This is a genomic window from Pseudomonas sp. BT76 TE3572 (assembly GCF_050435365.1).
GTDB classification, from domain to species: domain Bacteria; phylum Pseudomonadota; class Gammaproteobacteria; order Pseudomonadales; family Pseudomonadaceae; genus Aquipseudomonas; species Aquipseudomonas fluorescens_W.
In genome coordinates, this window is sequence record NZ_JBNDKE010000001.1 from 6,044,527 (window position 1) to 6,070,105 (window position 25,579).

Sequence of the window (25,579 nt, forward strand, 5' to 3'; positions counted from 1 at the left end):
GGCATCGTTAGTATGCAATGCGCTACAGGACGGGGCTTTGCGTCTTCAGTCTAACGATCAGATAGAAGCGACCTATCAGGCATCAGTTAACCTGCCCGCTGATGCTAATCCCATGAACTTTGCTAATTTAATCAGTTCTGATCTAACGATTAAAACGCAGTTAAACGATCATTCTCAATATGACATCATTGGAATAGATTTAGATGGCACGTCATTGAGCGCGCCTGTATCTATCAAGCTGTCTTGTCGCCCTCCAGCCCCCGCGCACGACGAAACTTCACCTCCAGTGCATCAACAATCGTCATTGGTATCGAATCACATAGACGCACAACATTCGCGAGGCCAGTTGGCAGCGTCAAGATTTCGTGAAAATCAGAATTTTTCGGGCCCCCCTCTGCCTTCAATCGGATCGTTCGCTCCCCAATACATGCCATCTTCGCATTACGACCCGACGGCCGCCAGTACGGGCACCCCTGGTCCTATCCGGCATCAAGCCGCTCCTACAGCCCGCGTGGAACCTTATCCCACATCCTTGGGCTCAAGCGGGCCTTCGTCACGCCGCGAAAGCACTCGAACGCTAGATCATCGGCATTCAGTGCGTACGTTTTTTCAAACCCCGCAGGTTGCAACGGCGGGAGCTTTGGCGTCCCCCTCTGCTGTTAACGCTCATCCGGTGACTCCGGCAGGAGAATTAGAGTTTCTAAAGTCTCCAATACATAAGCAGATGGAAAGCGCACTGCCAATAACTGTGAAAGGTGCGTATCGCTCGCAGCTTATAACATATTGGCGAGCCCTGGAAAGTAAGGGGCAAGACTGGATGCAGCTTAGGGGTGACGATGGAGTTACCAGACCGATTCCACTCGAAAACGCTATTAACGACGCGATACGTAATCAGGAAGCCACCGAGGTGCTCCGAGCGGTCGCCAATAATGTATATGGATTAGAGCTTCGAGGTTTCAGCGGTAGAAAACCCCCCAAGCGCTAAACACATAGCCCGGCCTTGGCGAACCATGCTCAGCGCCTTGGTGCATTTTGCAGGTACCACACCAAGCTAGAGTGTAAGCGTCCGGCAAACACGCCTTGCGTAGTTAAACGAGCGTCCACTTATGCGGCAGGCAGCAACTGCGTAATCTCACTTGCCCGCTGCGTCGGCAGACGAGTCAGCACTTCCTTCCGATAAGCATACGGATCATGCCCGTTCATGCGCGCAGACTGGATCGAACTCATGATCGCCGCTGCCCGCTGCCCGCTGCCCGCTGCGTAGCGATCCGGCAAACAAACAATTTGAGCGTCTACGTGCCCACGGCCGGATCTGGTTCTCTACTTGATTGTTGTCGATGGGCAAAGCCCCGTCGTCAAGGTAGCGCGTCAGCGCAATCCAGCGTTTAAGGCTGTAATCCAGAGCTTTGGCCGTTACCGATCCTTTGGACACGAGGTCTAGCTGGGCCAACATCTAGTCATGCAGCGTTGCGATTATCGGAGCTGCTTTTTCCTGTCGTATTCGCCAGCGGTCTTCATCACTCATGTCCCGCGCTTGCCATTCAACTTCGTACAAGCCGCCAATCGAGTAAAGTGTCTGTTCGGCTAACTGGCTTTTAATCCTGACGGTAAGGGCGATGGTGTCCACGTATTTTTAAGTGGAGAACATCGCCCTTATTGCAGAGATCGGGTGGGTGACTTTCTCCGGACGCTTAGTGCGCCAGTTAAAGCTGGCGGAGGATCGTCGATAAAAGTTCGATACTGGTAAGAAATGGCGAATTAACCAGACCCCGAGTCATGCATACTGCACCGCGAGGTGCAGGGTAAAGCGTTGACAGGGGAAACCGATGGGCCAGCCATTGAGCCGCGTAATCAGGAATCCGGCATGCCGATGCTGTTAAGCGAAGCAGAAGGCAATACGGAGCATGGCGTCATACGCCAGTCATGCTCTGATCCAGCGCGGTCGGAGGCCCTGTGCACGTCGGGAAGTCCTTCGCACAGAAACTGGGAGATCTCAGCGGTGCCCGGTGCGGAGCAGGAAAGGCCAAAAGCCGTAACCCTGCTGCCCACGCCGCTGAGAAGTCGGATACGTCCGTAGTACCTGAAGCCATCGAACAAAGGGCCTGGCCCTGCGGAGATAGTGGAGGAAAGGGACGTAGCCAAGGGAAACACCGACAGCCCCCCGCGCCCCGGACACTGAGCCGGATCAGTTGTGCGTCGGTGGGACTTGAAGGTGTACGTGAAGCAGCCTGAAGGGACAAGGGTATGCAGTTCACGGCACATCACACCGCGGTTATTGGCGCAGAGCTTCTATGCCCTGCGCCGCGATGCAGCGGTGGGCGTGGACGGCATGTCGTGGCGAGAATATGAGGAAGGTCTTCTCCAGCGGGTGACCGATTTGCACGCAAGGCTCCACAGTGGAGCCTATCGGGCAACGCCGTCGCGGCGGGTCTATATCCCCAAAGCCGACGGCAGGCAGCGTCTGCTGGGCATTGCCTCTCTGGAGGATATGATCGTACAGCAGGCGGTCGTTACCGTTCTGAATGCGATCTATAAAGAGGACTTCCTGGGCTTCTCGTACGGGTTTCGACCGGGGCGCAGCCAGCACGATGCGCTAAACGTGTTGACGGTCGCGCTGAAGGGCCAGAAGGTGAACTGGATATTGGATGCGGATATCACGTCGTTCTTTGATGAGATCGACCATGAATGGATGCTGATGTTTCTGGGACACCGGAATGCAGACCGACGCCTGCTCGGACTTATCTGCAAATGGCTTCAAGCGGGCGTTATGGAGGATGGCCGTAGGGTGGCTGCGACCAAGGGAACTCCCCAAGGTGCGGTGATATCGCCATTGCGGGCGAATATCTACCTTCACTACGTGCTGGACTTATGGGCAAGGCAGTGGCGACAGCGGTATGCCCGTGGCGATGTAATTATCGTGCGTTACGCGGACGACAGCGTGGTGGGTTTCAAGACGCAATCACAGCAGTTCCTGGTGCAATTGCGGGAACGGCTAGCCAGGTTCGGTTTATCGCTCAACGCTTCGAAGACACGACTAATTGAGTTTGCTCGTTTTGCTGCGAGAAATCGTAGGAAGCGAGTAAGCGAACGGGGAACAAACCTTGCGTTGACGAGTTAGCACGTCCTTCGGATAAGCCTACCGATCATGCCTACAGGTTCCATGGGGGCAGGGGCATCCCGGCGATTTGCTTCCCTCCCGTGGACATCCACCCGCCATGGAACCACTACGGGCGCTAATGCCACTCACGTTTTTCAGCTATGAGACCCACTCATGACGCCCATCCGGTCTTCCCAGTCTTCCGTCCCGCCTATCCCTTCGCCAGGTATTGAAACCTCCAGTACGTCGCTGCACGCGGCGGTAGTCAAACGAGACAGCGAGGCTGTGGCGCGTCTACGCAATGAAGGTTTGCGCGCCAATACTTTAAATGTAGAAGGCCGCTCCCCCTTGGACGCGCTCGAGAACATGCGCGATATTGACGAGCGCAGTCGCTCCAGTCTACACATGGCTTTACTGCAATCACTCAACCCGACAGCGCCCTTGGGCTATACCAAACCGGAGGCGCTGCATGGAACGGCGTGGGGGCTTGAAATCCTGCAATCAGGGGCTCTCAAGGGTGGCGTCAACGATCCCAAGGGCGGAACCCAATCCCTCGAGGGCAAAGTATTTTTCTCTGACCGCACCCCTGAGAGTACGACCGATCAGACCACTCGGCCTGACTTGCGCAGGAAGCCTCGAGACTATTCTGCTGGCGAAGGTCTTCATCCCAGTAACGCTTACTCGCGAGCGCTACAACACCGCATGGCGCAAGTCATCCTGCATGCGCTGGACAACGGAAAAACACTCTCGACCTCCACTGCTTCGCCATCGATCGAAGTCGCCAACCCAAAGCAACCGCAGATCGAAGGTGCAGCATGGCTACAGCGTTTACTGCATGCCAGTTACATCAAAAATATTGGGGGTCGGAAATTCATCGGCGCCCCTCTGGATGAGCATCTGGACTCCCTGAAACTGCCTGGATCTCTTGCTTTGAAATCTGGCGGGCAGGTAAACGAGCTGCGAGTTGAAGACCTGAACCGCTTTTATCATCAGGCGGCAAGTGAGTTGCAGCGCTCTCTAGAGGATGGCAAAGCCCCTTATCTGGGCTTGCTGAACAAGGGAGGCATCGTCCCATTGGTTTTTGGCTTCGAGAAAATAAACAATCTGTCCACGCACCGTATCCACTACTCTTCCAAGATCAAGCAATATTCCTATCAGAATACCGAGCATCCGCTGTCCGGGAGTTCAGAAAATGGCGGCAAGCTGAAAGAAGTGGAAGTGCGAAGTCTGGCTGACTTTGCCACCTTGTGTCTTGGGTGCGCTATAAAAGAGGTCGAGTTGCCTGCAAATCTAATCGTGCGGATAAAAGGCCAAAACGGCGAAAAAGCCCAATATCTGGATGATCAAAAGATAGTGATGTTTAGGCAAAAGCTATTGGCTCAAATTGCCGAGCAAGCCGGAGATGAGCCTCTGCAAACGCTCAGTCTTCATCGTTTGCAAGCAATCAATTCCAGCATACGCGCTAACTATTTGTATGCGTCCGGGCATCACGCCTTGCGTGATTAAACCGGCTGCCACCTATGCGGCAGCAACTGATCGATTTCACTCGCGCGCTGCGTCGGCAGGCGCGTGATGACATCTTTTAGATACGCGTACGGATCATGGCCATTCAGCCGCGCAGACTGGATCAAACTCATAATCGCCGCCGCCCGTTTGCCGCTGCGCAACGATCCTGCAAAGAGCCAGTTCTTGCGTCCAAGAGCCCACGGCCGGATCTGGTTCTCCGCCCAATTATTGTCAATGGGTACGGCCCCGTCATCGAGGTAGCGCGACAGCGCTGCCCAGCGTTTAAGGCTGTAATCCAGCGCTCTGCTGATGGCTGAACCTTCAGGCACGAGATCGCGCTGGGCCATCATCCACGCATGCAGCATATCCATCACCGGTACGGCTTTTTCTTGCCGTATTCGGCGCCGTAAATCCGGCTCCAGGTCGCGCACTTCACGCTCGATTTCGTACAGCCACTGGATGTAGCGCAGGGCCTGTTCGGCGAGCATGCTCTTGTTGGTCGCGTGCAGTTCGAAGAACTTGCGTCGCACATGGGCCATGCATCCGATCTCGGTCACGCCGAGTGCGAAGCTGGCCTTGTAGCCGCCAAAATCGTCACAGACCAGCTTGCCCTTCCAGTCTTGCAGGAAGTTGCGAGCATGCTCACCGGCTCGGCTGGGGCTGAAGTCGTAAACGACTGCCGCTGTTTCGCAGAATTGGCTGGTGGCGTAAGCCCAAACATAAGAGCGATGGGTTTTCTTTGAGCCCGGCACGAGCATCTGCACGGGTGTTTCATCGGCATGAATAACCTGCTGCCCAAGCACTACGTCGCGCAGTGCATCGACCAGAGGTTGCAGCTGCACCCCAGTCACACCCACCCATTGAGCCAAAGTTGAACGTGGAATCGCCAGGCCGGCACGACCGAAAATCGATTCCTGACGGTAAAGAGGCAGATGGTCAGCAAACTTCGCGATCATGACGTGGGCAAGTAACCGGCAGTCGGGATTCCCTTATCGATGACCTGCGCCGGAACCGGCGCCTGGATCAGCGTTTCGCAGTCATCACAGACCCACTTGCCACGGACATGGCGCTCAACGGTAAACACGCCGGGCGTGTAGTCCAGCTTCTCGCTGACGTCTTCACCGATACGCTTGAGTGCGCAGCCACATGGGCAGTGAGTGTTGTCCGGTTCGTGATGGATCAACGTACGTGGAAACGCTGCTGGCAACGCAGTGCGTTTGGGCTTTTGCTTTTTCTCGGCGGGCAACGCAACAGGTTGCAAGGCTTGAAGCTCTGCTTCAATCGCCGCGATATCGGTATCGATCAGGTCATAGAGCAAGCTGGCCTGCTCAGGATTCATCTGCTCGCTACGCTTGGCAAACTTCAAACGCTTGAGTTGGGCGATCTCGTGGGTGAGCTTCTCGATAACCGTTTGATCGCGGTTGATCTTCTTGCCCATCGTCTCGACTGTCTTACCCAAAGTGTCGACTTGATGGTCGAGCGTCTCGACACGCTGTAACAACTGCGCAGCCAAAGCGCGCAGTTGTTCAGGGGTAAGATGGTCGAGATTGGGGATCGAAATCATGGCGCCGATTTTGCCAGAGCAAGCGGTTCGCGGCGATAGACTGATAGGCTAATGGCAGCCGTTAAACCAGTGTGATCGCACCGCCGGAGCCGGCGCGTTGCCATGGCAGACCCAACACCAGAACCTGGAGTTGTTCGGTATCCAACTCCATTTCAGAGCCTTGGCGAATGCCTGGCCAATGGAACTTGCCTTGGTTCAAACGGCGAGCCGCCAGCCAGATCCCGAAGCCGTCATGCACCAGAACTTTCATGCGCGTGGCGCGGCGGTTGGCGAACAGATAAGCGCAGTGCGGCTTCGCCGCACCAAACACCGCGATCACCCTGGCCAATGCCGTCTCGGTACCGGCGCGCATGTCCATCGGCTCGGTGGCGAGCCAGATGGAATCGATGCGGATCAAAGGACAAGCCCTCGGACAAAGCGGGCGCATCCGTCAGGGTCGGAAGTTGGCCATTTCACGATGAGCGATTGCTCGCCAAGCGGCAGCTCAATGATCACCGATGCTTCGGTCTTATGTTTTGGTTCAACCGGCGCGACTTTCAAAGGAATGAAAGCTGGCACCGCGACTGCCTGCTGATCACGGTAAAGCGGTAACCACCGGCGAACGACATTGGCATTAATCCCGTGACTCATCGCAATAGCTGCCACGGAAACACCGTGCTGCTCGCACTCTTGAACGACTTGGGTCTTGAAGGATTTCGGGTATGACTTACGTTGGCGCATGGCGATCCTGGCATTAAGGGTAATTGCGTCCGCTTAAAAATACGCGGACACAATCGCCCTTATTGCTCGGGCTCGGAAGGTGTGTTCCCCGGCCCCTTACGCATTACCGTCGTCGGCGTCACGATCAGATATCACCCCAGCCATGATCTGCCTTGAAATCCCATACGCACGCGGCACCGTCAAAGTGAACCGACCGAGGGAAAGCGCGGCTGCCTGCGCGACCTTTCTTCGAGACATCGTGTCAGTCCGCGAACAAACCGGGCACACCCTGACGGGTCGGCCGCTGGCCATGTCAGGGTCAGGGCCCCTTGCTCGTACGGTATCTCGATGCTGACCGATGTCTCAGGCTTTGCCTGATCTGTGGGGGCAAGTCGTTGGCGAATGGGGATCCTAACGTTAAGGGTGATTGCGTCCGCTTAAAAATCGTGGACGCTATTGCCCTTATCGCTCTTGACCGGCTAGTCGGCTAGATGACTAGCCAGCCGCTTACCATGGTTGAACGCTTCTTGCGCGACATCAGCGGTGTACCTACGTGAGGGCCGCTTCAGCTCAGTGCGTGAGCTGGAAAGTTCGATCACTACGTTCCTGGCGCTGCGAAATGCACAGCCGACTCGCTAGTTTGGAACGGCAAAGGAGAGGATGTTTTGAACAAAGATACAGCGAGCCCGTGACGCAGACTGGGAGAGCTACTACCCTCAAGTCTCACCCGATTCCGTATCAGCACCTTAACGTAATCAATACCTGTTGCAAGCAGCGCTCAGCGACTTTATGGCGCGCTTGATTTCCTGTTTGATTTCATCGGGTATCCACTGTCCAGCAGCCGCACGAATGAGCTGGTTGTCAATATCGGAACCACTGAACTGCTCCACATAGTCAGGTATGACAGCTTCAGTACCCGCGCCTCTAATGCTTCCAGCGGTAACGATAACTATCCTTTTAGGCGTGAGCAATCCAGCCTCTTTATGCTCGTTGTACGCGTAGAGGGAAAGCCCGGTAGTCGAAGACCACGCTTGAGCATCCAGGCCTTCCATATACTGTTGCGCTACTTCGCACAATGCATGCTGCTTTCGATTTTTGGCGGCTTCCCATTCGAATAATACATATATCACCGTACCCATTAGCGCCAAGGATACGCTGACAAAGAAGTAGACTTTCATCTTGAATGATCCGAGTTTGAACGTTTCAATTTTCCAATCATCGCCGTCCGAATGCGTGGAAGGTATGCGCGGGTCACTACGTGGCGGGTCCGGCAGGTCTGTTCCGCTTCCGACCTCAACCCCATCGCCTGGAGACCTTCAAAATCAGCAGCGATCTTCATTTCGCCGACAAGGTAGTCGGAAGTAGTTGGGCTCTTTCTGAACCCGCCGGATAATGCCTTAGTGTTGTCGGTTGACGGAAAAACCGAATCCCGACTTTGGATAGCACCCAACCGATGCTGGCACTACGCCCAGATCAATTATCGATGCCCACATCATCGAGATCCCAATGGCAACCGAGGTTAGTGGGCTGTCACAGTGTATGAGTTCCGATTCGCATATCGACTGACGTTTTCAGGGTTGGCAGACCCAAATCATTAATGACCTGGCAGCTCAAAGATTGCTGCGTTTGCAGTGCAAGGTAAATGCTATTTGGTCGCCTGATCGCTTAGTTCGACCTGACTGCACATGCTGATTTGGGTGTGGCGCTATTGCTATCAGAGCCGCGCATCATCTGATTGGCCCTTTGCTGCTGAGGGTAGGGGGAATGGTGGCCGACATGGTACCTGGCCGTGATGGGCGAGCCGCTTTAAAAAAGACTATCGCGGCGAGCAAGAGATTCCCACATGTCCAGGCGCTGGCTGAAGAGGGTGTCTTTTTTCAAGTCAGGTGTCCAACCGGGATTACCTGCAAGCCGGTAGCCATGCCTGCTTGCGACGCTGATCAGTTGCCGTAACGCTTGTTCACTGTCAAGGACCAGCACCGGATCGAGGTCATGTAGCACGGGACAGATGACCGTTGCCGGCAGGTTTGTTTCTGGTTCAGTGGCCACGTTTCCTTCGTCGGAACCGTGATGCACCAGCTTCCAGGCATCTGCGTAGCCGCTTAGTTCGGTGGAGTTGAATTCAGGGCGCAGTTCATGGTTGATAGTATCGGCGATCCGCTGTTCACGTTCGGTGATGCGATTGATCATCCTCTCGGTGCTAGCAGCGACTGGGTGTCGGTGGCTGGCCTGCAAGGATTGGCCGCTAGCCAAGAAATATTGCTCTGACTGGAAAAAGTTTAGAGGGCCTCGAGCGTCCATTACTACATCCTTGCGCTGGTCGTGGCCGCCGAAATTCTTCATATTTGGCATTACCGCCAATAAATCGAAATCGGCGACATATGCCTTCTGAACATGGTGAGAGCCATAAGTGGCGAGGCGTGGGGCTAATACTTGAATTGGTACGTCGCCGTTTTGAATTAAATAGCCTTTGTCGTTGGCCCCGGCAAGGGCGGCGAAAGTCTGGTAGCTGCCGTCGGGCGCTTCGGCATCAAGAATATAACCCCCATCATTGGGGGCCATGTGTAGCAATCCCGCACTTTGTAGATAGAGCAAGCGTTCATGGGTCAGGACCAGAGGTATAGCTTGTGGACCATTCTCTTCAGTGCAGCTGGCCTGAGTCTTAGAAGAGGCAGCAATTGCCTTGTCGGGCTGAGCCTGCAGCTTGCTCAAGCTTTGATCAAGGCAAATGAAGCCATACTGCGGGCCCCAATTGGCACTTTTGCCTTTGATCTCTAGGCCTTTGGTTGGGTAGTTGTCGTTTATAAGAGGTGCGTTGTGCGGATCCACAGGGCGAAATAGGATCAGGCAGTCCTCCCTGCATGCAATATCGTGCAGTTTTTCTAGATGACCGGGGCTAATGCCGGTCTTGTCTCGCACTGCGTCAATGGCCTGGGTCAATATGGCGGAACGAATAACCGAAGGCTTGTTTGGCAAGGCGCGGTGGCCGCTGAGGGGTATGTTAGGGGCGAATTGCGCCGAATCGAGGGTGAACCGCTCCCGCTTGGCCGCGAGCGCGGTGTCCAGATCTATAGGTGATGCGCTTAGCGAGCGTAGATTATTCTGATGATCGACCTCGCCGCTCACTCTCAGGCTAATTTTATTGTTCTTCGGGTAATCGTAATCAGCATGGTAGAAAAACCTGCGATCCTGGTCCAGTTCAGGTTTCTGGCCAGAAACTATATTGTTCAGTGCAGCATTCAGCACCCTGCGTCTATCAGAGCTTAACCGGGTTTTCAAGACACCTATCCCAAAACTCAGGCCGCCTACTTTTATTTTCGAGGGTAAACCCAATCGGGGAGTGGGTATCGAATACTCCGAATCTGACGGGGTGGCGTGAGAGACCTGCCTTCCTGTTTGAACGGCATTTGAAGTCGCAGGGGAAGAGGGGAGGGGGGGCGACTGACGATACGAGGAGCTTATAGAAATCAAGTAAGTCACCGTGCTAAAAAAATGAAAGGACCAAGGTTGATATCTTGCCCCTTGCCATAATTACAGCTAAAAAATTCATTAGTCCAGTTACATCAGCTCACTCCACTTATGACATTTTTTTACCATCGAGTTGCTGCGTCCGAATACCTGTCCAGCCCCGAAGAGGGAGCGACAGCTTTGCAGACGCTATGATTTTCTTCGGGTAAGAGTTTTGTAGTGATCGATATCGATTGGGTTCCACTGGGCCGTATTCGTCCGAGATCACCGCAGCACAGCGAACCTGCGAACAGCGAGTTTTAGGGTACGGTCTCTAAATTAAAATCTTCGAAGACTGGCTATGTTTTGTCGGTCATCACGTCGTGGGAGGCGGGTAGATGAAAGCATCCTGCGACTGTGCAATGGGGCTCGTGTAAGCAACTGAAGACTTAGACTGTGTCTGGATGATTTTTAAATGCCAATATCGATCGAGTCTATGGAACCGTTTGCCCACCAGACGCCACGCAGTTTTTATCTTAGACAGGCAAGCCCATCCATTATGAATCCAATTAAAGCTTTCTTTGCCATGATCCATCCGCCAGAACGCTAGCCCGTCTCGACTGTGCAAGCTTCGCTTCCCTCTCATTCAGGCGACTCTGGCGCTTCAACGGATCACTGTAATTCTGAACTACGGGAAAGTGCTTTTTTACTCACCCTCGGTCGAACCAACAGCTTTGACTCCAAGCGAACCATTGTCGGACGATTTGGCCTTATTAAATGTGCTTAATTGAATATGGAGACTGAATATGTCGTCGGAAGAGTATTTCGAGGAGTCCAGAATCAACAGCGCGACAATCAAAGGTATCGAGCGAGTACCTGGTGGCAAAAGTATTGATCGAGTACCTGGTGGTGGTCTTTATACGGAGGAGGCCAGACAGCGACGAATCGAGTACTTATTCAAGAAAACAGGGACCGAATTGAGCGAAGTAGCAAAGATGAGGTTCAGCGCCGATCAACTCCGCAACAACTGTGAGTCCTTGGTGGGGTCGGTCGAAATTCCGCTTGGCGTGGCCGGTCCGTTGATAGTTAACGGCCAGAACGCAAACGGCCATTACTATGCACCACTCGCGACTTCTGAGGGAGCGTTGATCGCCTCTATTGCTCGAGGTGCGAAGGTCATCTCTATGGCCGGTGGCGTCAACGCGGCCTTCCTTGGAAAGCGGATGATCCGAGCACCGCTGTTCGAATTCAAGACGATGACAGAGGCATTGTTGTTCGTGCGCATCGTCAACGAGAGTTTTGCTGAGTTGAAAGCCCAAGCGGAAAGCTCTTCGCGACACGCCGTATTATGCAGCATTGAACCGCAGGTGAGTGGGAGGTCTGTGCACGTACAGTTTATCTACGAAACCGGCGATGCCGCAGGTCAGAACATGACCACCACTTGCACTTGGAACGCCGTGCAGTGGTTACAAAAAGAGATTGCCGAAAAACATGGTATCCGCCCAACGTCATATGTACTTGAAGCGAATCTCTCGAGCGACAAGAAGGTAACCTATCAGTCCTACATTCGTGGTCGTGGCAGTCGTGTAGTTGCAGACTGTCTGTTACCTGCATCAATGGTACGTCGGGTTCTCAGGGTCACACCGCAACAACTGGTCCGTGGATACCGGCAACTCGCTTCTGGCGCGTTATCAGCAGGAATGGTGGGTATGAACATTAATGTGGCGAATGCGGTGGCGGCGATCTTCACGGCGACTGGTCAAGATATTGCCAGTGTCCATGAATCATCTATAGGCCAGTTATTTGTCGAGCTGAACGAAGATGATTCCATTTATGCTTCGTTGGTCCTGCCTAGCTTGCTCATAGGCACCGTCGGTGGAGGAACTGGATTGCCAGAGCAACATGAGTGCTTACGATTGATGGGCTGTGCGGGTGCAGGAAAATCGGCGGCCTTTGCCGAGGTCATTGCCAGTTTCTGCCTGGCCTTGGAGCTATCAACCCTTTCTGCCCTCGCAGCGGACGAATTTGCAAACGCGCATGAGCGTCTTGGCAGAAACCGACCGAAAACTTAAGCAGTGCTTAAAGGAAATGCTCCGTATCGAAAGATACGGAGCATTTTTCGTTATGGCTTACATCTAAGACAGCCACGCAGGCGGACTGGTCTCACTGGAGGGCTTGATAGGTCCGGCGGAGGGGGCGTGCAAGACCTGGTCAATGACATCGGTGGGCAGTCCGTGAAACCAGATGAGCAGTTTCTATTCCACTGCTTCCAAAACCCAATACTGGCGATGGCTGTCTCTGCGATGTCGAATTTGCCTTAAGGATCGCTGTTCGTAAGAAACGCGGGGGAGGGTACGAACTATACGATTCTCGAGTGGCTCTGGTGTCGATGTCATTGGAGTCGAAATGGGGCGGATATTGTGTCTGGCACAACAGCGTGTGGGGCGGGCTGACTTAGGGAGTACGCGTTAGCATTGGTGATAGATTCCTTACGGTACAGAAGGCCAGGCACACCGACGCTGGAGAATTGCAGTGGATTGACTCACGGCCTTGTGTCTGAAGTATTGTGTGCTCTGAGAGGGATTCCAGACACGAAAATGAAATAATTGAGTTGTCCGGAATTGAAATCCCGAACCATCGTCAACCATTACCGAGATGCTTGGTTACGTCGCTATCACTGGCGAGCGCATCCTCAGCGGAGGCAGGTCGAGTCGTCGCGAACGCGTTTATAGCAAGCGCCCTTGTGCTCGCTATACCGTAGGTCGCGACACGGCGATCATCGCCCGTCATGTCAGGTCTCTCTCAGACCGGATGCTTGACAGCCTTCTAATCCGCGGTCTTAAACATTATTTCCACACAACACCTTCGACGACTTCAACACACACTTGAGCCGCGTAAGCATCCCAATGCTGAACTGACCGCGAAGCCCCCTGCGCAGGCTTCCTAGTCCACCGCTATGCTATTAATGAAGCAGCGGCTGCAGCGGCTGCATGTTGCAGGCGCACCACCTGCGTAATTACTTCAATCGGGCGTTGAGCCGTTTACTTGGGCAGATTCTTCGTCCGAAGATACTTCCGCTGACTCTTCGTGCTTTGGGAAATCATCAGTTCCGGATTTTCCGGGTCCCGCAGCAACTTCTGCTGACTCCGCGCGTTTTGGGAAATCATCTGTCCTGGATTTTGCGGGTCCTCCACCAGCTTCTGCTGACTCCGCAGGTTTTGGGCAATCATCTGTCCTGGATTTTGCGGGTCTTCCACCAGCTTCCGCCGACTCCGCTTACCGCGGGAAATCATCTGTCCCGGATTTTGCGGGTCCTCCACCAGCGTCTGCTGACTCCGCTTACTGCGGGAAATCATCTGTCCTGGATTTTGCGGGTCCTCCACCAGCTTCCGCTGACTCCGCATGCTTTGGGAAATCATCTGTCCCAGATTTATCGGGTCAGGGACCAGCTTACGGTTATCCAGCGCTCCTTTGGAGATCGTATGTCCCGGATTGGCCGGGTCCGGAACCTGCGGCCGATCATATTTCCGATGATTCAGCACGCCTTGGGTAGTCGTCATTCCGGGATTTTCCGGGTCCGGCACCTGCTGCCGATCATACCTGCGCTTATTCAGCGCGCCTTGGGTAGTCATCTTTCCGGGGTTTTCCGGGTCCGGAATCTGCCCTTGACGCACTTTACTCACAGAGGAAGTAGAGCTCTGTGAAGGCAATAAGGACGCCAAGGACGTCGGGGAGGGGGCAAAGTGCCCCGCTTGAACGGGCTTTCGCGAAACATCCTGAGAATTGCTTCGACCTATCGATGCCTGCGTGAACTGACTTCGGGAGGAGAGAGCCGCCAAATGGCTAAATTGCTGATCACCACACATTCCGGATGGTTCATTGTTGCTCGTGACGGCAGGAGGAGAATCAGGCAGGTTGATGGATGCAGTTGCGCCAGATGAAGGCACATGAAAGTTGATGCCAATAATATCGTATTGGGACTGTTCGTTTAGTTTCGCGCGAACGGTTAAATTGCCAACCTGCCTCGCGCCCATTGTGCCTCTTGCGCTTGGTGCATCCACTTCTTGCTTATAGTGAGCTTCTGCTCCCTGGCTCGATTGAATTTGCAAAGCACCATCGGCGATACCATTACATACCAGCAATGCCAAAAGCTGGTCGGGTCCATTGGGCTGGGCTTCGATTTGTTTTAAAGCAAACTGAGTGTTAAGGCTCAGCCTGGCAGGCGAGAGAGCATTAGGGTGACTGTGCTCTGCCTGCGAGCCAGATGGCTCTGGCAGCTGACTGGCATTTACTGGCAGGATTCGGTACGAGGGGATACCTAAGTTAGAATTCATAGCTGCCTGTCGTGCTTTCCTGGTAATTTTGAATCGATATCAACGATCTCGATCCCAGTGGGTGGTGAAAATGGCCTATAGGTTCCAATCAGGAAAAACCGACTTAAATTTTGAATTTTCTGCAATAAATGAAATAGCGTTACTGTCGGTTATAAACGTCATTTATATAAATCTGACTAGGATGCCTATGCAGGGGGCTTCGCGGTCAGTTCAGATTGAGACCTTGCGCGGCTCAGTTGTGTGTTAAGTCGTCGAAGGTGTTTTAGGGAGATAAGGTTTAAGACTGAGGGTTAGAAGGCTGTCAAGCATCCGGTCTGAGAAAACCCATGATAAGATGATCGCCGCCCGCGACCTACGGTACCCTTCCAGTCTTGCAGGACGTTACGAGCATGCTCACCGGCGCGGCTGGGGCTGAAATCGTAGAGGACCGCTGCCGTTTTGCCGAACTGGCTGGTGGCGTAGGCCCAAACATAAGAGCGGTGGGTTTTCTTCGAGCCTGGAGCGGGCATCTGAACCGGTGTTTCATTGGCGTGGATGACCAACTGCCTGAGCACTACGTCGCGCAGCGCATCGACCAGAGGCTGCAACTGCACGCCAGTAACGCCAACCCATTGAGCCAAGGTTGAACGCGGAGTTGCCAAGCAAGCCCGACCGAAAATCAATTCCTGGCGGTAAAGAGGCAGGTGGTCAGCAAACTTGGCGATCATGACATGGGCCAGCAACCCTGCGCTCAGGGTAACCTTGTCGATGACCTGCGCCGGAACGGATGCCTGGATCAGCGTTTCGCAGTCATCGCACACCCACTTGCCACGGACATGGCCTTCAACTGTAAATACGCCGGGCGTGTAGTCCAGCTTCTCGCTGACGTCTTCACCGATGCGTTTCACTGCGCAGCCACACGGGCAGTGAGTATTGTCGGGCTCGTGATGGATCAACGTGCGTGGCAACTCTGCCGGCAACGCGGTGCGCTTAGGTTTTTGCTTTTTTTCGGTCGCCGCTGGCACTGCTTGCAAGCCATGAAGTTTTGCTTCAATCGCCGCGATATCGGTATCGATTAAGTCATCGAGCAAGCTGGCCTGCTGCGGATTCAACTGCTCGCTGCGCGTGGCAAACTTTAAGCGCTTGAGTTGTGCGATCTCGAAGGTCAGCTTCTCGATCACCGTTTGGTCTCGGTTGATCTTCTTGCCCATAGTGTCGACCTGCGACAGCAAATGCGCTGCAAAGGCACGAAGTTGGTCGGGGGAAATTTGGTTGAGATTGGGCGAAGAAGTTATGCTGCGGATTTTGCCAGCGCAGGCAATTCACAGCGATAGACCAATAGGCTAATGGTGGCTTTTAAAGCAGTGTGATCGCGCTGTCGGAACCCACTCGTTGCCATGGCAGGCCCAGCACCAAGGCTTGAAGTTGCTAGGCATCCAACTCCATTTCAGAGCCATGCCGAATCCCTGGCCAGTGAAACTTGCCTTGGTTCAGCCGGCGAGCCGCCAGCCAAATGCCAAACCCGTCATGCACCAGAATTTTCATGCCAGTGGCGCGGCGGTTGGCGAACAGATAGGCGCAGTGCGGCTTTGCCGCACCGAACACCGCGATAACGCTGGCTAATGCGGTCTCGGTGCCTGCACGCATGTCCATCGGCTCGGTGGCGAGCCAGATAGAATCGATGCGTATCATTGAGCGAGTCCTCGGATGAAGCGGGCGCATCCCTCGGGATCTGAGGATGGCAACTTCACCGTGAACGTTTGCTGGCCAAGCGGTAATTCAATGATTGTCAATGCTTCAGCTTTTCGTTTTGGTTCGACTTCCAAAGGAATGAAAGCTGGCAGCACGACTGCCTGCTGATCGCGGTAAAGCGGTATCCACCGGCGAACGACATTGGCGGTGATACAGTGCCTCATCGCAATAGCCGCCGCGGAAACACCGGGTTGTTCGCACTCTTGGGCGACTTTGGTTTTGAAGGGGGTCGGGTAGGACTTACGTTAGCGCATGGCGATCCTGGCATTAAGGGTAATTGCGCCCGCTTAAAATACGCGGACACGCCCTTATCGGCCGGGCTCGGAAGGTGTGTTCGCCGGCTCCTTACGTTGTGGCTGGTCGCGGGAGGGACGGGATGGCTGAAGGCAGTCTCTACTGTAGAGCCAAGACTTGAGGCGGCTACCCGACAATCAAATCCGGCCCTCTCGGGCATTCTAACTGGCTATTCGCGGGCTCGTTACGCAGCTGCAAACGTGCGGCTGCGATCATGCGTTTGATCCAGTCGGCACGGCTTTCAAGTACTGCGCCTGACGGTCAAGAAGCGAATGCGTGCGACGCTTGGCTATTCGGGATGAGCTGAAGCACCGACGGCATTGGCTCGTCCGGGCTCAAGGGCCGTGGCTCACTCGGGTGGTGAATGGTTATTTCAATTACCTCGCGGTGCCAGGAAACTTGAAGCTATTGAGTGGCTTCAGGAAGGCCATATGCCGATAACCAGAAGTTGCTTTTGTTAGAAGGGGCGTTTTCTTCCATTGACCGACCAGTCACTCTTCTATACTGTTGCTATTAACGTAGGGGACCACCGATGGCACGACCAAGAAGTGATACTAAGCGCAACGCGATCATGTCTGCGGCGATCAAGACCATCGCCGCGAAGGGGTTGAGCGCTCCAACGGCAATGATCGCGAAGGAAGCAGGGGTCTCGAACGGCGCATTATTTACTTACTTCGAGACTAAGTCCGACCTGCTGAATGAACTTTATCTGCAGTTGAAAGCAGATATGGCAAAAGCGACAACAACAGATCTTCCGACTGAGGCTAGCGTGCGTGATCAAATGCTTCATGTTTGGAATAGATGGCTGCATTGGACTCTTTCTCACCCACAGGAGCGTAGGGCAATTGCGTACTTGGGTGTCTCTCACGACGTGACACAGGCGAGCCACGAGGCGGCAAGCCGGTTCTATAGTGGTGTCGCTGAACTCCTAGACCGCAGTCGTGCTTATGGGCCAATGCGTGATGCGCCACTGATGTATGTCGGCTCGCTCGTTATGGCCCTGGTCGATGTGACAACTAATTATATGGCATCAGATATGGCTAACGCGGAGAAGCACGCTTCCACCGGTTTCGAAGCACTGTGGCGTATCGTTGCGTAATTTTCCGTCATTTAGAAGAGTGACTGGGCAAGCATTATTAGCATGAAACATAGCACTGTAAACATAGCACTGTCGGTTTCGGCCGCTCACGCTACAGAAGTGAAGGGCGTCTCACTGGCGACATGATTACTACGCCACCTTAATGCGAGCAATCGCTGCTTAGCGCTAAGACGGCGTTGCGGGAAGTGGCGATCAAAAAAAAGGCATCCATTAAATCCGATCAACGCTAATTGCTTACCCCTACTCAGTTCCAAGTCTCAATGCAGGCATCGGTTTATGGTGTCGGGAGTTTCATCTGATTAGATCAACGGACCGTTTAACGATGCTCATCATTTTTCAGCTGTTTCTCTCATAACGGTATCAATCATGTCTCCCAGCACCGCCGTGCCATCGTCGTGCGCCAGCCAGTCTTCTCCGCAGTTTAAAGATAGTAAGTTCCGCAACCCGGTCGCCATGCAAAAACATAGCCTTGCCGAGCTGATACGCATCGGGTGGGCTTTCACTTTCAACAAGCCAGCCAACACCGTTCCTGCGCGCGTGATCCCTGTGCGGGCATTAACTAAGAGTATGCTGCTCGGCGCACCTGACAGTACGCTTTACCGCCTCGGCCATTCGACCATGTTGATCAAACTGGCTGGTGAGTTTTACTTGACCGATCCGGTGTTCTCCGAGCGTGCTTCGCCGGTGCAGTGGGCTGGACCAGCGCGATTCCATGAGGTGCCAATTAAAATTGAGGATCTGCCGCCGATTAAAGCCGTGATTCTTTCACACGACCATTATGACCATCTCGACCATGCCACCATTCTCGCGCTGGCGAAGAAGACCCGTTATTTCTTAACTCCTCTGGGTGTTGGTGATCGCCTGATCGATTGGGGCGTCAACAGGAGTAAGGTGCGCCAGTTCGACTGGTGGCAGGAAGGCAATCTTGACGGGGTAGTTTTCGTTGCAACGCCAGCTCAGCACTTTTCCGGTCGCGGTATCAGGGACGGCAACGCGACACTTTGGGCATCCTGGGTGATACTGCATGATAGCCTGCGGGTTTTCTTCAGTGGCGACACTGGATATTTTCAGGGATTTAAGGAAATAGGCGACAAGTACGGGCCGTTCAATATTGCACTGCTGGAAACTGGCGCCTATGACACACAATGGGCGGACGTCCATATGCAACCGGAGGAAACGATACAGGCGTTTCTGGACCTTAAAAGCGCTTGGCTGGTACCGGTCCATAACGGCACCTTTGATCTTGGCCTGCACCCCTGGCAGGAGCCGTTCGAACGCATCACTGCATTGGCTAGCTTGCACGGAGTGGCGATAGCGACGCCCGAAATGGGTGAGCCACTCGATCTGAAGTATCCCCATGCCGGTAGCCAGTGGTGGCGGAATGTGAAGTAAACCCGCAACAGTTCCGGAACCGCCTTTCATTGAAATACCGCTGTCGACTTTCTTCATGGTGGGGCGAGGTGAGGGGGAGTTCAGAGATCGCCGTAGTTCGGGTGATATCCGTAGACACAGTGTTAAGGAAAGGTATCTCGCAAAACGGACTTCGATAAGATCTTCATTGGAGCCTCCGCATGGGATTAATGGTAATCAGGCGCCAATACGCGCATCAAAGGCCAGCATCGCGACTTCGGCTACATTCTCAAGATCGGAGCAGTCCGCGCCATCTCGCGCCAAGATAGACATGCCGCTTTGTACCGTCTGTATAAATCGGGCTAGTGTGTGAACGTCAACTGAGGCGGGAATCTCTGTTTCCTCAACGGCGCGATCGAGTCGTGCCGTCAGGCGAGCCAATGTGACTTCACGGGCAGACCGCACAAGATGACCCAGATCTGAGTGACCTTCACTGCCGACAGCTGAGAGCGTCACCATGCAACCACGGGGAATATCGACAAGACACCCAGTCAGAGCCGCAGCTGAATCCAGAAAAAAGCATTCGATTGCTTCTCGAGCGGTGTTTTTTGAGAAGAACTTGCCCCAGACGAGAGCCTCATAGTTGTCACGGTAATAATCTAGTGCTTCGCCATAAAGCGCTTTTTTCGAGCCAAAAGCGGCGTAAAGGCTAGGCGAACCTATGCCCATTACCCCTGTGAGGTCAGCCACGGAAGTCGCTTCATAACCCTTTTCCCAGAACAAGCGGGTGGCTTGCGCTAAAGCCGCGGCCCGGTCGAACGCACGTGGCCGTCCGCGCAGGCGAGATTTTTGCGTAGCGTCCTCATTCATTGGACCTCCTGATTTCTGTGTCGATTGTTATATTAATTCTATTGACATCTGACGGCAATGCTCATAGATTTTGTGTCGATCGATACATAAATATAGCACCACAGGGGCACTGGTCAGCATATCTGCTAGCCCAGCGTTTTCATCTGCATGTGATCCACCTGAATGCAATGTAAGAGGCCACAATGAAACATTCGCTGAATCGCCAGATCGTCATTGCCACACGACCCAATGGGAACGCCACGCGAGGTGATTTCAACCTTGTTTCACAGGCCATGCCGTCGCCAGGTGAAGGCGAGGTATTGATTAGAAATATGTTGATTTCGCTAGATCCTTATCAACGCAGTCTGATGGGAAATGCTTCCAGCGAACTGCCGCCGATCGATATCGGTCAGCCAATGTCAGGCCCGACGGTAGCCGTCATTGAACAGAGCAGAAACGAAGACTTCGCTGTTGGCGATCATGTGGTCAGTTGGTCTGGCTGGCAAGAATATGCACTTTCCAATGGTGCCGATCTTCAAAAGATCGATGCTGAAGCTGCACCGCTTTCAACAGCACTTGGCGTGCTTGGACACACTGGTCTCACCGCTTGGGTCGGCGTCAACAAATTCCTGGATCCAAAACCGGGCGGAACTTTCGTCGTCACCGCTGCAGCTGGATCAGTCGGTTCGGTCGCGGCGCAACTAGCCAAGTTGCAGGGGCATCGCGTGGTCGGCATCGCCGGCGGAGCCGCGAAAGTGCGTTACCTGAAAGATGAACTCGGTCTTGACGACGCGGTGGACTATAAGTCGCCAGATTTTGCAGCCCAGCTTGCGCGTGTGCTACCCAACGGACTCGATATACTCTTCGACAATGTAGGTGGCTCTTTATTTGAAGCGCTGATGCCGTATTTCAATATGAAAGCCCAAATCGTTATCTGCGGCACGATCGCGCAGTATGCATTTCCGGAAGCATCGGACCGACCGAACAGGCTTCCTGAACTTTTAAAGGCCTTTCTCTACCGGTTTATTGTGATTCGTGGCTTTGCTCTCCAGAACCATTTTGGCAGCTACCCAGAATTCCTTGCTGAACTTGCTCCGCTTGTATCCCAAGGAAAAATCAAATATAGCGAGGACTTTGTGGAGGGATTTGAGAGCATTCCAGGCGCTTTTCTAAAACTTTTTGATGGCCGCAACAACGGCAAACTGATTGCCAGAGTGATCCTCCCGAAAAACACCACTACGCGCAGAGGAGAATAATGATGAGTAAGCTTACTGATAAACTCGGCTTGGTCACCGGAGCGTTGCATGGTATCCGCGAAGGCATTGTATTGGCGCTTGCGACGCTTGGGCTTGGGTCTTCGTTTTGGTCTCATCTGTCGTCATGGCGACGCCTGATGAAAGTCGTTATGGCATGATTTTTGCCTAAGATTCACGCATCCCCTATTTGAGCATCGGCAACTGGCTGGTCGAAATAGGTGGCGAGATTGCGCACTTCGCTCTTCGTCCTGACGCGTCCTTGGTCGTGCTTGCCAGTCTTGGCATTTTGTTCCCGCTGCAATGGGGGATATGGAGCGGGGAGGCGTCTCCGTCTCTCTGGCTTTCGAGGGGGGAGGCGGCGAGTATAGTTAGCTGGCCATTCGGCACAGATAAGCGTCGAAGCAATTGATGGTCGATTGCTTAAAGCCGATGCATTCGAGCTCTATGATATTGTCTCCCGCCAAGCGGCCACAGGCGCCCAAGGCGTGCGCTTTGATCTGCGATTGATGTCTCTTCCAGCCGCCGGCAGGGCGGCCCCACCTCAACTGAGGTAATCCTGGAGATTGAGGGGAGACTAGCGTTAGCCCCAGACAGCGCCGTTCGACGATTGAATTCACGGCAAGCCATGCTGATCGGCTTAAGCATCATGATGTCGTTGTCTACAGCTCTGGGTCTTGAAGGCCATCCTCTGGTCTCTCCTGGCCTTTATTTCCCTGAGCAGCTTTGGATGCTGAGTGGGCTCTAAATTAACTGATGAGGGCTGGCGCCACAGTAGTTGTGGACCTAAATTAACGCTTGTTCCGAAGCCGATCATTACGACTGCTTTACAGGTATTTTTTGAGAGCAATGGTCTTCACCGCAATGTGGTGCCGGTTGACTATCCGAAACAGGTCAAGGCCAAGCAGCAGGAAGCATTAGATCCGCCAGCGTCGTGACAATTTTGGACAACATCAGGCACGCGGATCAAACGGCTCGATGGTGCGAGCATGTTCAGCATGCTGGTGGTGAGCGATTCGGGAAAGCAGAGAAACTAGTGTCACGTGGGTTCAGGCAGTTGAACGCAGTGAACAGACTGATGACGCGACGGAATCTAGACGGTGTCAAAACGGGCTTGTGGAAGCCCCATCTGTGGACGCAGTTGATGATCAAGGAGTTGGCTGACAGCTTCAACCCTATCTTACGGGACTGGATAAACCAATACGGTCGGTTCTACAAGTCGAAACTCGCACCGATCTTCAACTAACTCGACTTTGCACTATTTCAAAAATTTAAGTCAATTCTTTGCTGCTTGGAACCTATAGGCCATTTTTACCACCCATAGGGATCGAGATCGTTGATATCGATTCAAAATTACCAGGAAAGCACGACAGGCAGCTATGAATTCTAACTTAGGTATCCCCTCGTACCGAATCCTGCCAGTAAATGCCAGTCAGCTGCCAGAGCCATCTGGCTCGCAGGCAGAGCACAGTCACCCTAATGCTCTCTCGCCTGCCAGGCTGAGCCTTAACACTCAGTTTGCTTTAAAACAAATCGAAGCCCAGCCCAATGGACCCGACCAGCTTTTGGCATTGCTGGTATGTAATGGTATCGCCGATGGTGCTTTGCAAATTCAATCGAGCCAGGGAGCAGAAGCTCACTATAAGCAAGAAGTGGATGCACCAAGCGCAAGAGGCACAATGGGCGCGAGGCAGGTTGGCAATTTAACCGTTCGCGCGAAACTAAACGAACAGTCCCAATACGATATTATTGGCATCAACTTTCATGTGCCTTCATCTGGCGCAACTGCATCCATCAACCTGCCTGATTCTCCTCCTGCCGTCACGAGCAACAATGAACCATCCGGAATGTGTGGTGATCAGCAATTTAGCCATTTGGCGGCTCTCTACTCCCGAAGTCAGTTCACGCAGGCATCGATAGGTCGAAGCCATTCTCAGGATGTTTCTGTGAGTGAAGTGCGTCAAGGGCAGATTCCGGACCCGGAATACCCCGGAAAGATGACTACCCAAGTCACGCTGAATAAGCGCAGGTATGATCGGCAGCGGGTGCCGGACCCTGATAATCCGGGAAAGACGATCTCCCGTAACTTGAGTAATAAGCGAGGGCACGTTGCACGGCGGGTGGAGGACCCAAGAAATTCGGGCGAGATGAACCCAAACGCGCTGAATAAGCGGAGTACGGTGGAGGCCCCGAAAAAATTCGGGCCAGACGATGACCCAAAGCGCGCTGGATAAGCGTAAATATGATCAGCGGCGGAAGTGGACCGTTAACTCGCAATGGTATTGTAATCTGAAAGATGATGCACACCTTGAGCAAACGCAGTTAGAGTCAGTCGCGCCGGCATGTTCGATCTTATTGCTTACCGTATTTTCAAGAGCTTCTGCCCGGTGTCTGACATGTCGAGCAACGTCGGCTACATAAAATACTTCAACGCCGTGCTCGCCCGTATCGACGCCAACTTCGTAAGTGATCTGTGTCGATAAAGACGTTGAGCCATGTAGCGCGCTTTCCAGCATTCACTTCCATCGGTAATTCACCACGCACGTGGGCGTGACCATTGTAGGATATGTGAAATCCATGCGGCGGCAGCGGGCGGCACATGACCCGGGGCTATCTCACAGATTACTTGTTTCTGGGGCCGAATCTGGTGCCTGCATTGAAAGTCCTTCGGCAGTTGCTGTGCGCTCAAACGGTCGATGGGTGTGACGCCGAATGCCATCAGTCTGACACCGAAACGGAAGGTCTGTGATGTGGTGTTCGTAACCCCTCACTTTTCTAGGAGCATTATTATGAAGGTACGAATCGTGGACTTTCCCGAAGTCCGGGTCGCAGCGCTTGAACATTGCGGCCCAGCCGGGCTTCTCGATGAGAGCGTGTGCAGGTTCATCGAATGGCGCATGTGGAGCGGACAATCCCCCGTGACATCGAGTCGAACCTTCGGAATTCCCAATGGCAATCCGGACATCACGCCACCGGAAGCATTCCGCTTCACTATCTGTGGTGAGACTCACGAGGCAGTATCGCCTAATGAGTTCGGTGTGCGCGAGATCATCATTCCTGGCGGGCGCTGCGTTGTGGTACGACACTCGGGATCGCCGAATCAAGTCGGCAAAACTATCTATCCTATCTACCGCGACTGGCTTCCAGCTAGCAAGGAAGAACGTCGCGACCAGACGTTGTTCTTCGAGTATCTGAGCGTTTATCCCGAGACACCGCAGGATCAATGGCAAACTGATATCTATATTCCGCTGCAATAGCGGTGGTGGCAGCCAGTTTATTCAAGGTGAACATAGGGGCCAGGGCACCTAACTTTCCGAAAGCCTCGACGGCTACGTCAGTAATACTAATCCGATGTGCGTAGTCGACCTGGTAAGTCTGGGTTTAAAGGCGTCATCTCAATTCCTGCGTCCGGCTTGCTGCGATGGGGCTTCACATTGTAGGCGCGCACCAAGTAACGCATCAGCCATTGACGTTTGCACTCGGTAAGGCCTTTCAGTTCGACTGGAGCGAAGAAGGTCCTCTGATTTTCGGCCTGTTCCGACGCATCCAAATCTACCATATGAAGCTGCGCGCTAGTCGTGCATTTTAGTTGGTTGCGTACCCCAGCCAAGGCCACGAAATGTTATTCGATGCAATACCTGCTCGTTTGGCGCGCTAGGTGGAGTGCCACTTCGCGGCATCTACGACAACATGAAAACGGCTGTCGATAAGTTCAACAAATGCAACGACCGTACGGTCAATACCCGGTTTTCCGTCGTCTGCGCGCACTACCTGTTCGATCCGGACTTCTGCAACGTGGCCTTGAGTTGGGAAAAAGACATCGTGGAAAAGAACGCGCAAGACAGCCGACGACGGATCTGGCTCGATGCTCAAGATTGCATGTTCCACACCTTTGAAGAACTGAATGTCTGGCTCGGACAACGCTGCCTTGCGCTCTCGAGCGAGCTGCTTAGTCCGTAGTACAGCGGGGCGACGGTAGCGGACGTCAGCTGGAACGGGTGGAAATGATGCCAATGCCCACTGATTTTGACGGCTATTTCGAGCGCACCGTGTCGTCTCCAGCACCTGTCTGATGAGAATGGCGCGAAACGTCTGTATCCCTCCCGCATGGTTGTGATCGCCGATGAAACGATGATTGCCAGTCACGAGCCGCTCTTTGATCGAGATCAGGTCAGTTTTGACTGGCAGCACTTCCCCACTGATCGAACGCAAGCCGGGAGCGCCGTAATGACGCTCCGTTTGCCAATCTGCCGAAGCCGTTGCGGCTTCTCAAGCGCGGATTGATACGTCACACCCATGGTGACCGAGTAAAGATGTAGGTACTGGCTGCGGTTCCCATCACCGGGCTCGATGCCG

Annotated in this window: 16 protein-coding genes and 8 pseudogenes; 13 read left to right on the plus strand and 11 right to left on the minus strand. The window is 53.7% G+C overall.

Features of this window, described 5'->3' with window-relative positions:
- Positions 1 to 1,104: 1,104 nt before the first annotated feature.
- Positions 1,105 to 1,597, minus strand: a pseudogene (locus ABH912_RS27590) (IS66 family transposase); the annotation flags it as partial.
- Positions 1,598 to 2,218: 621 nt separating this feature from the next.
- Here ABH912_RS27590 and ABH912_RS27595 point away from each other — a divergent pair.
- Positions 2,219 to 3,118, plus strand: coding sequence for a reverse transcriptase domain-containing protein (locus ABH912_RS27595; RefSeq protein ID WP_231670581.1), 900 nt, complete (start codon positions 2,219 to 2,221; stop codon positions 3,116 to 3,118).
- Between the two features lie 153 nt (positions 3,119 to 3,271).
- Positions 3,272 to 4,603 (plus strand): hypothetical protein, encoded by a 1,332-nt coding sequence (locus ABH912_RS27600; RefSeq protein WP_033060831.1) that lies wholly within the window; start codon positions 3,272 to 3,274, stop codon positions 4,601 to 4,603.
- Here the strand turns inward: ABH912_RS27600 and tnpC (ABH912_RS27605) are convergent.
- The 3 genes and pseudogenes from tnpC (ABH912_RS27605) to tnpA form a co-directional block, all read right to left on the minus strand.
- Positions 4,600 to 6,167: pseudogene (gene tnpC / locus ABH912_RS27605) on the minus strand (IS66 family transposase). The gene ABH912_RS27600 and the pseudogene tnpC (ABH912_RS27605) sit on opposite strands and share 4 nt — an antisense overlap.
- A 61-nt stretch (positions 6,168 to 6,228) precedes the next feature.
- The gene (tnpB, locus tag ABH912_RS27610; RefSeq protein ID WP_033060829.1) at positions 6,229 to 6,564 is read right to left on the minus strand and encodes an IS66 family insertion sequence element accessory protein TnpB; all 336 of its coding nucleotides are present in this window, start codon (positions 6,562 to 6,564) and stop codon (positions 6,229 to 6,231) included.
- The gene (gene tnpA / locus ABH912_RS27615; RefSeq protein WP_033060828.1) at positions 6,561 to 6,887 is read right to left on the minus strand and encodes an IS66-like element accessory protein TnpA; all 327 of its coding nucleotides are present in this window, start codon (positions 6,885 to 6,887) and stop codon (positions 6,561 to 6,563) included. Before tnpA ends, tnpB (ABH912_RS27610) begins: the two co-directional genes overlap by 4 nt.
- 485 nt (positions 6,888 to 7,372) lie before the next feature.
- On the opposite strand from tnpA, the pseudogene ABH912_RS27620 reads away from it, so the two are divergent.
- A pseudogene (locus ABH912_RS27620) lies at positions 7,373 to 7,616 on the plus strand (hypothetical protein); the annotation flags it as partial.
- A gap of 5 nt (positions 7,617 to 7,621) precedes the next feature.
- Here ABH912_RS27620 and ABH912_RS27625 read toward each other — a convergent pair.
- Positions 7,622 to 8,044, minus strand: a complete 423-nt coding sequence (locus ABH912_RS27625) for a hypothetical protein (RefSeq protein WP_033060827.1) — start codon at positions 8,042 to 8,044, stop codon at positions 7,622 to 7,624.
- 54 nt (positions 8,045 to 8,098) lie between these two features.
- On the opposite strand from ABH912_RS27625, the pseudogene ABH912_RS27630 reads away from it, so the two are divergent.
- Positions 8,099 to 8,358, plus strand: a pseudogene (locus ABH912_RS27630) (IS630 family transposase); the annotation flags it as partial.
- A 314-nt stretch (positions 8,359 to 8,672) separates the two neighbouring features.
- Here ABH912_RS27630 and ABH912_RS27635 read toward each other — a convergent pair.
- On the minus strand, positions 8,673 to 10,145 hold the full coding sequence (locus ABH912_RS27635; protein WP_197281776.1) for an anthrax toxin-like adenylyl cyclase domain-containing protein: 1,473 nt from the start codon (positions 10,143 to 10,145) through the stop codon (positions 8,673 to 8,675).
- A gap of 974 nt (positions 10,146 to 11,119) precedes the next feature.
- Here ABH912_RS27635 and ABH912_RS27640 point away from each other — a divergent pair.
- On the plus strand, positions 11,120 to 12,385 hold the full coding sequence (locus ABH912_RS27640; RefSeq protein WP_050482854.1) for a hydroxymethylglutaryl-CoA reductase: 1,266 nt from the start codon (positions 11,120 to 11,122) through the stop codon (positions 12,383 to 12,385).
- Positions 12,386 to 13,354: 969 nt separating this feature from the next.
- Here the strand turns inward: ABH912_RS27640 and ABH912_RS27645 are convergent.
- The 4 genes and pseudogenes from ABH912_RS27645 to ABH912_RS27660 all read right to left on the minus strand — a co-directional run.
- A complete protein-coding gene (locus ABH912_RS27645) occupies positions 13,355 to 14,647 on the minus strand; it encodes a hypothetical protein (protein WP_429512119.1) in 1,293 nt (430 codons plus the stop codon).
- Between the two features lie 302 nt (positions 14,648 to 14,949).
- Positions 14,950 to 15,921 (minus strand): annotated as a pseudogene (tnpC, locus tag ABH912_RS27650) (IS66 family transposase); the annotation flags it as partial.
- Positions 15,922 to 16,054: 133 nt separating this feature from the next.
- A complete protein-coding gene (tnpB, locus tag ABH912_RS27655; protein ID WP_197281700.1) occupies positions 16,055 to 16,318 on the minus strand; it encodes an IS66 family insertion sequence element accessory protein TnpB in 264 nt (87 codons plus the stop codon).
- Positions 16,315 to 16,611 (minus strand): annotated as a pseudogene (locus ABH912_RS27660) (hypothetical protein); the annotation flags it as partial. The gene tnpB (ABH912_RS27655) and the pseudogene ABH912_RS27660, both read right to left, overlap by 4 nt.
- Positions 16,612 to 17,204: 593 nt before the next feature.
- Here ABH912_RS27660 and ABH912_RS27665 point away from each other — a divergent pair.
- The gene (locus ABH912_RS27665) at positions 17,205 to 17,771 is read left to right on the plus strand and encodes a TetR/AcrR family transcriptional regulator (RefSeq protein ID WP_033053912.1); all 567 of its coding nucleotides are present in this window, start codon (positions 17,205 to 17,207) and stop codon (positions 17,769 to 17,771) included.
- A gap of 366 nt (positions 17,772 to 18,137) precedes the next feature.
- Positions 18,138 to 19,163, plus strand: a complete 1,026-nt coding sequence (locus ABH912_RS27670) for an MBL fold metallo-hydrolase (protein WP_033053911.1) — start codon at positions 18,138 to 18,140, stop codon at positions 19,161 to 19,163.
- 195 nt (positions 19,164 to 19,358) lie between these two features.
- On the opposite strand, the gene ABH912_RS27675 is transcribed toward ABH912_RS27670, so the two are convergent.
- Positions 19,359 to 19,991, minus strand: a complete 633-nt coding sequence (locus tag ABH912_RS27675) for a TetR/AcrR family transcriptional regulator (protein WP_033053909.1) — start codon at positions 19,989 to 19,991, stop codon at positions 19,359 to 19,361.
- Positions 19,992 to 20,173: 182 nt separating this feature from the next.
- On the opposite strand from ABH912_RS27675, the gene ABH912_RS27680 reads away from it, so the two are divergent.
- The 6 genes and pseudogenes from ABH912_RS27680 to istA form a co-directional block, all read left to right on the plus strand.
- Positions 20,174 to 21,226: an NADP-dependent oxidoreductase gene (locus ABH912_RS27680; protein ID WP_033053908.1), complete on the plus strand. Its 1,053-nt coding sequence runs from the start codon at positions 20,174 to 20,176 to the stop codon at positions 21,224 to 21,226.
- A gap of 2 nt (positions 21,227 to 21,228) precedes the next feature.
- Positions 21,229 to 21,384 carry a hypothetical protein gene (locus ABH912_RS27685; RefSeq protein WP_156363893.1) on the plus strand — a complete coding sequence of 52 codons (156 nt, stop codon included), beginning with the start codon at positions 21,229 to 21,231 and terminating at the stop codon, positions 21,382 to 21,384.
- 576 nt (positions 21,385 to 21,960) lie between these two features.
- Positions 21,961 to 22,161: a hypothetical protein gene (locus tag ABH912_RS27690; protein ID WP_156363892.1), complete on the plus strand. Its 201-nt coding sequence runs from the start codon at positions 21,961 to 21,963 to the stop codon at positions 22,159 to 22,161.
- Between the two features lie 441 nt (positions 22,162 to 22,602).
- A complete protein-coding gene (locus ABH912_RS27695) occupies positions 22,603 to 23,457 on the plus strand; it encodes a hypothetical protein (protein ID WP_429512123.1) in 855 nt (284 codons plus the stop codon).
- Positions 23,458 to 23,610: 153 nt separating this feature from the next.
- Positions 23,611 to 24,480 (plus strand): annotated as a pseudogene (locus tag ABH912_RS27700) (AraC family transcriptional regulator).
- A 206-nt stretch (positions 24,481 to 24,686) separates the two neighbouring features.
- Positions 24,687 to 25,539 (plus strand): annotated as a pseudogene (gene istA / locus ABH912_RS27705) (IS21 family transposase); the annotation flags it as partial.
- Positions 25,540 to 25,579 lie beyond the last annotated feature (40 nt).

What these genes read in the sequence shown, in the direction of transcription:
- ABH912_RS27600 (WP_033060831.1), top strand. Translation starts at nt 3,272, where the DNA reads ATGACGCCCATCCGGTCTTCCCAGTCTTCCGTCCCGCCTATCCCTTCG.
- tnpA (WP_033060828.1), bottom strand. Translation starts at nt 6,887, where the DNA reads ATGCGCCAACGTAAGTCATACCCGAAATCCTTCAAGACCCAAGTCGTT.
- ABH912_RS27625 (WP_033060827.1), bottom strand. Translation starts at nt 8,044, where the DNA reads ATGAAAGTCTACTTCTTTGTCAGCGTATCCTTGGCGCTAATGGGTACG.
- ABH912_RS27640 (WP_050482854.1), top strand. Translation starts at nt 11,120, where the DNA reads ATGTCGTCGGAAGAGTATTTCGAGGAGTCCAGAATCAACAGCGCGACA.
- ABH912_RS27645 (WP_429512119.1), bottom strand. Translation starts at nt 14,647, where the DNA reads ATGAATTCTAACTTAGGTATCCCCTCGTACCGAATCCTGCCAGTAAAT.
- tnpB (WP_197281700.1), bottom strand. Translation starts at nt 16,318, where the DNA reads ATGATACGCATCGATTCTATCTGGCTCGCCACCGAGCCGATGGACATG.
- ABH912_RS27665 (WP_033053912.1), top strand. Translation starts at nt 17,205, where the DNA reads ATGGCACGACCAAGAAGTGATACTAAGCGCAACGCGATCATGTCTGCG.
- ABH912_RS27670 (WP_033053911.1), top strand. Translation starts at nt 18,138, where the DNA reads ATGTCTCCCAGCACCGCCGTGCCATCGTCGTGCGCCAGCCAGTCTTCT.
- ABH912_RS27675 (WP_033053909.1), bottom strand. Translation starts at nt 19,991, where the DNA reads ATGAATGAGGACGCTACGCAAAAATCTCGCCTGCGCGGACGGCCACGT.
- ABH912_RS27680 (WP_033053908.1), top strand. Translation starts at nt 20,174, where the DNA reads ATGAAACATTCGCTGAATCGCCAGATCGTCATTGCCACACGACCCAAT.
- ABH912_RS27685 (WP_156363893.1), top strand. Translation starts at nt 21,229, where the DNA reads ATGAGTAAGCTTACTGATAAACTCGGCTTGGTCACCGGAGCGTTGCAT.
- ABH912_RS27695 (WP_429512123.1), top strand. Translation starts at nt 22,603, where the DNA reads ATGAATTCTAACTTAGGTATCCCCTCGTACCGAATCCTGCCAGTAAAT.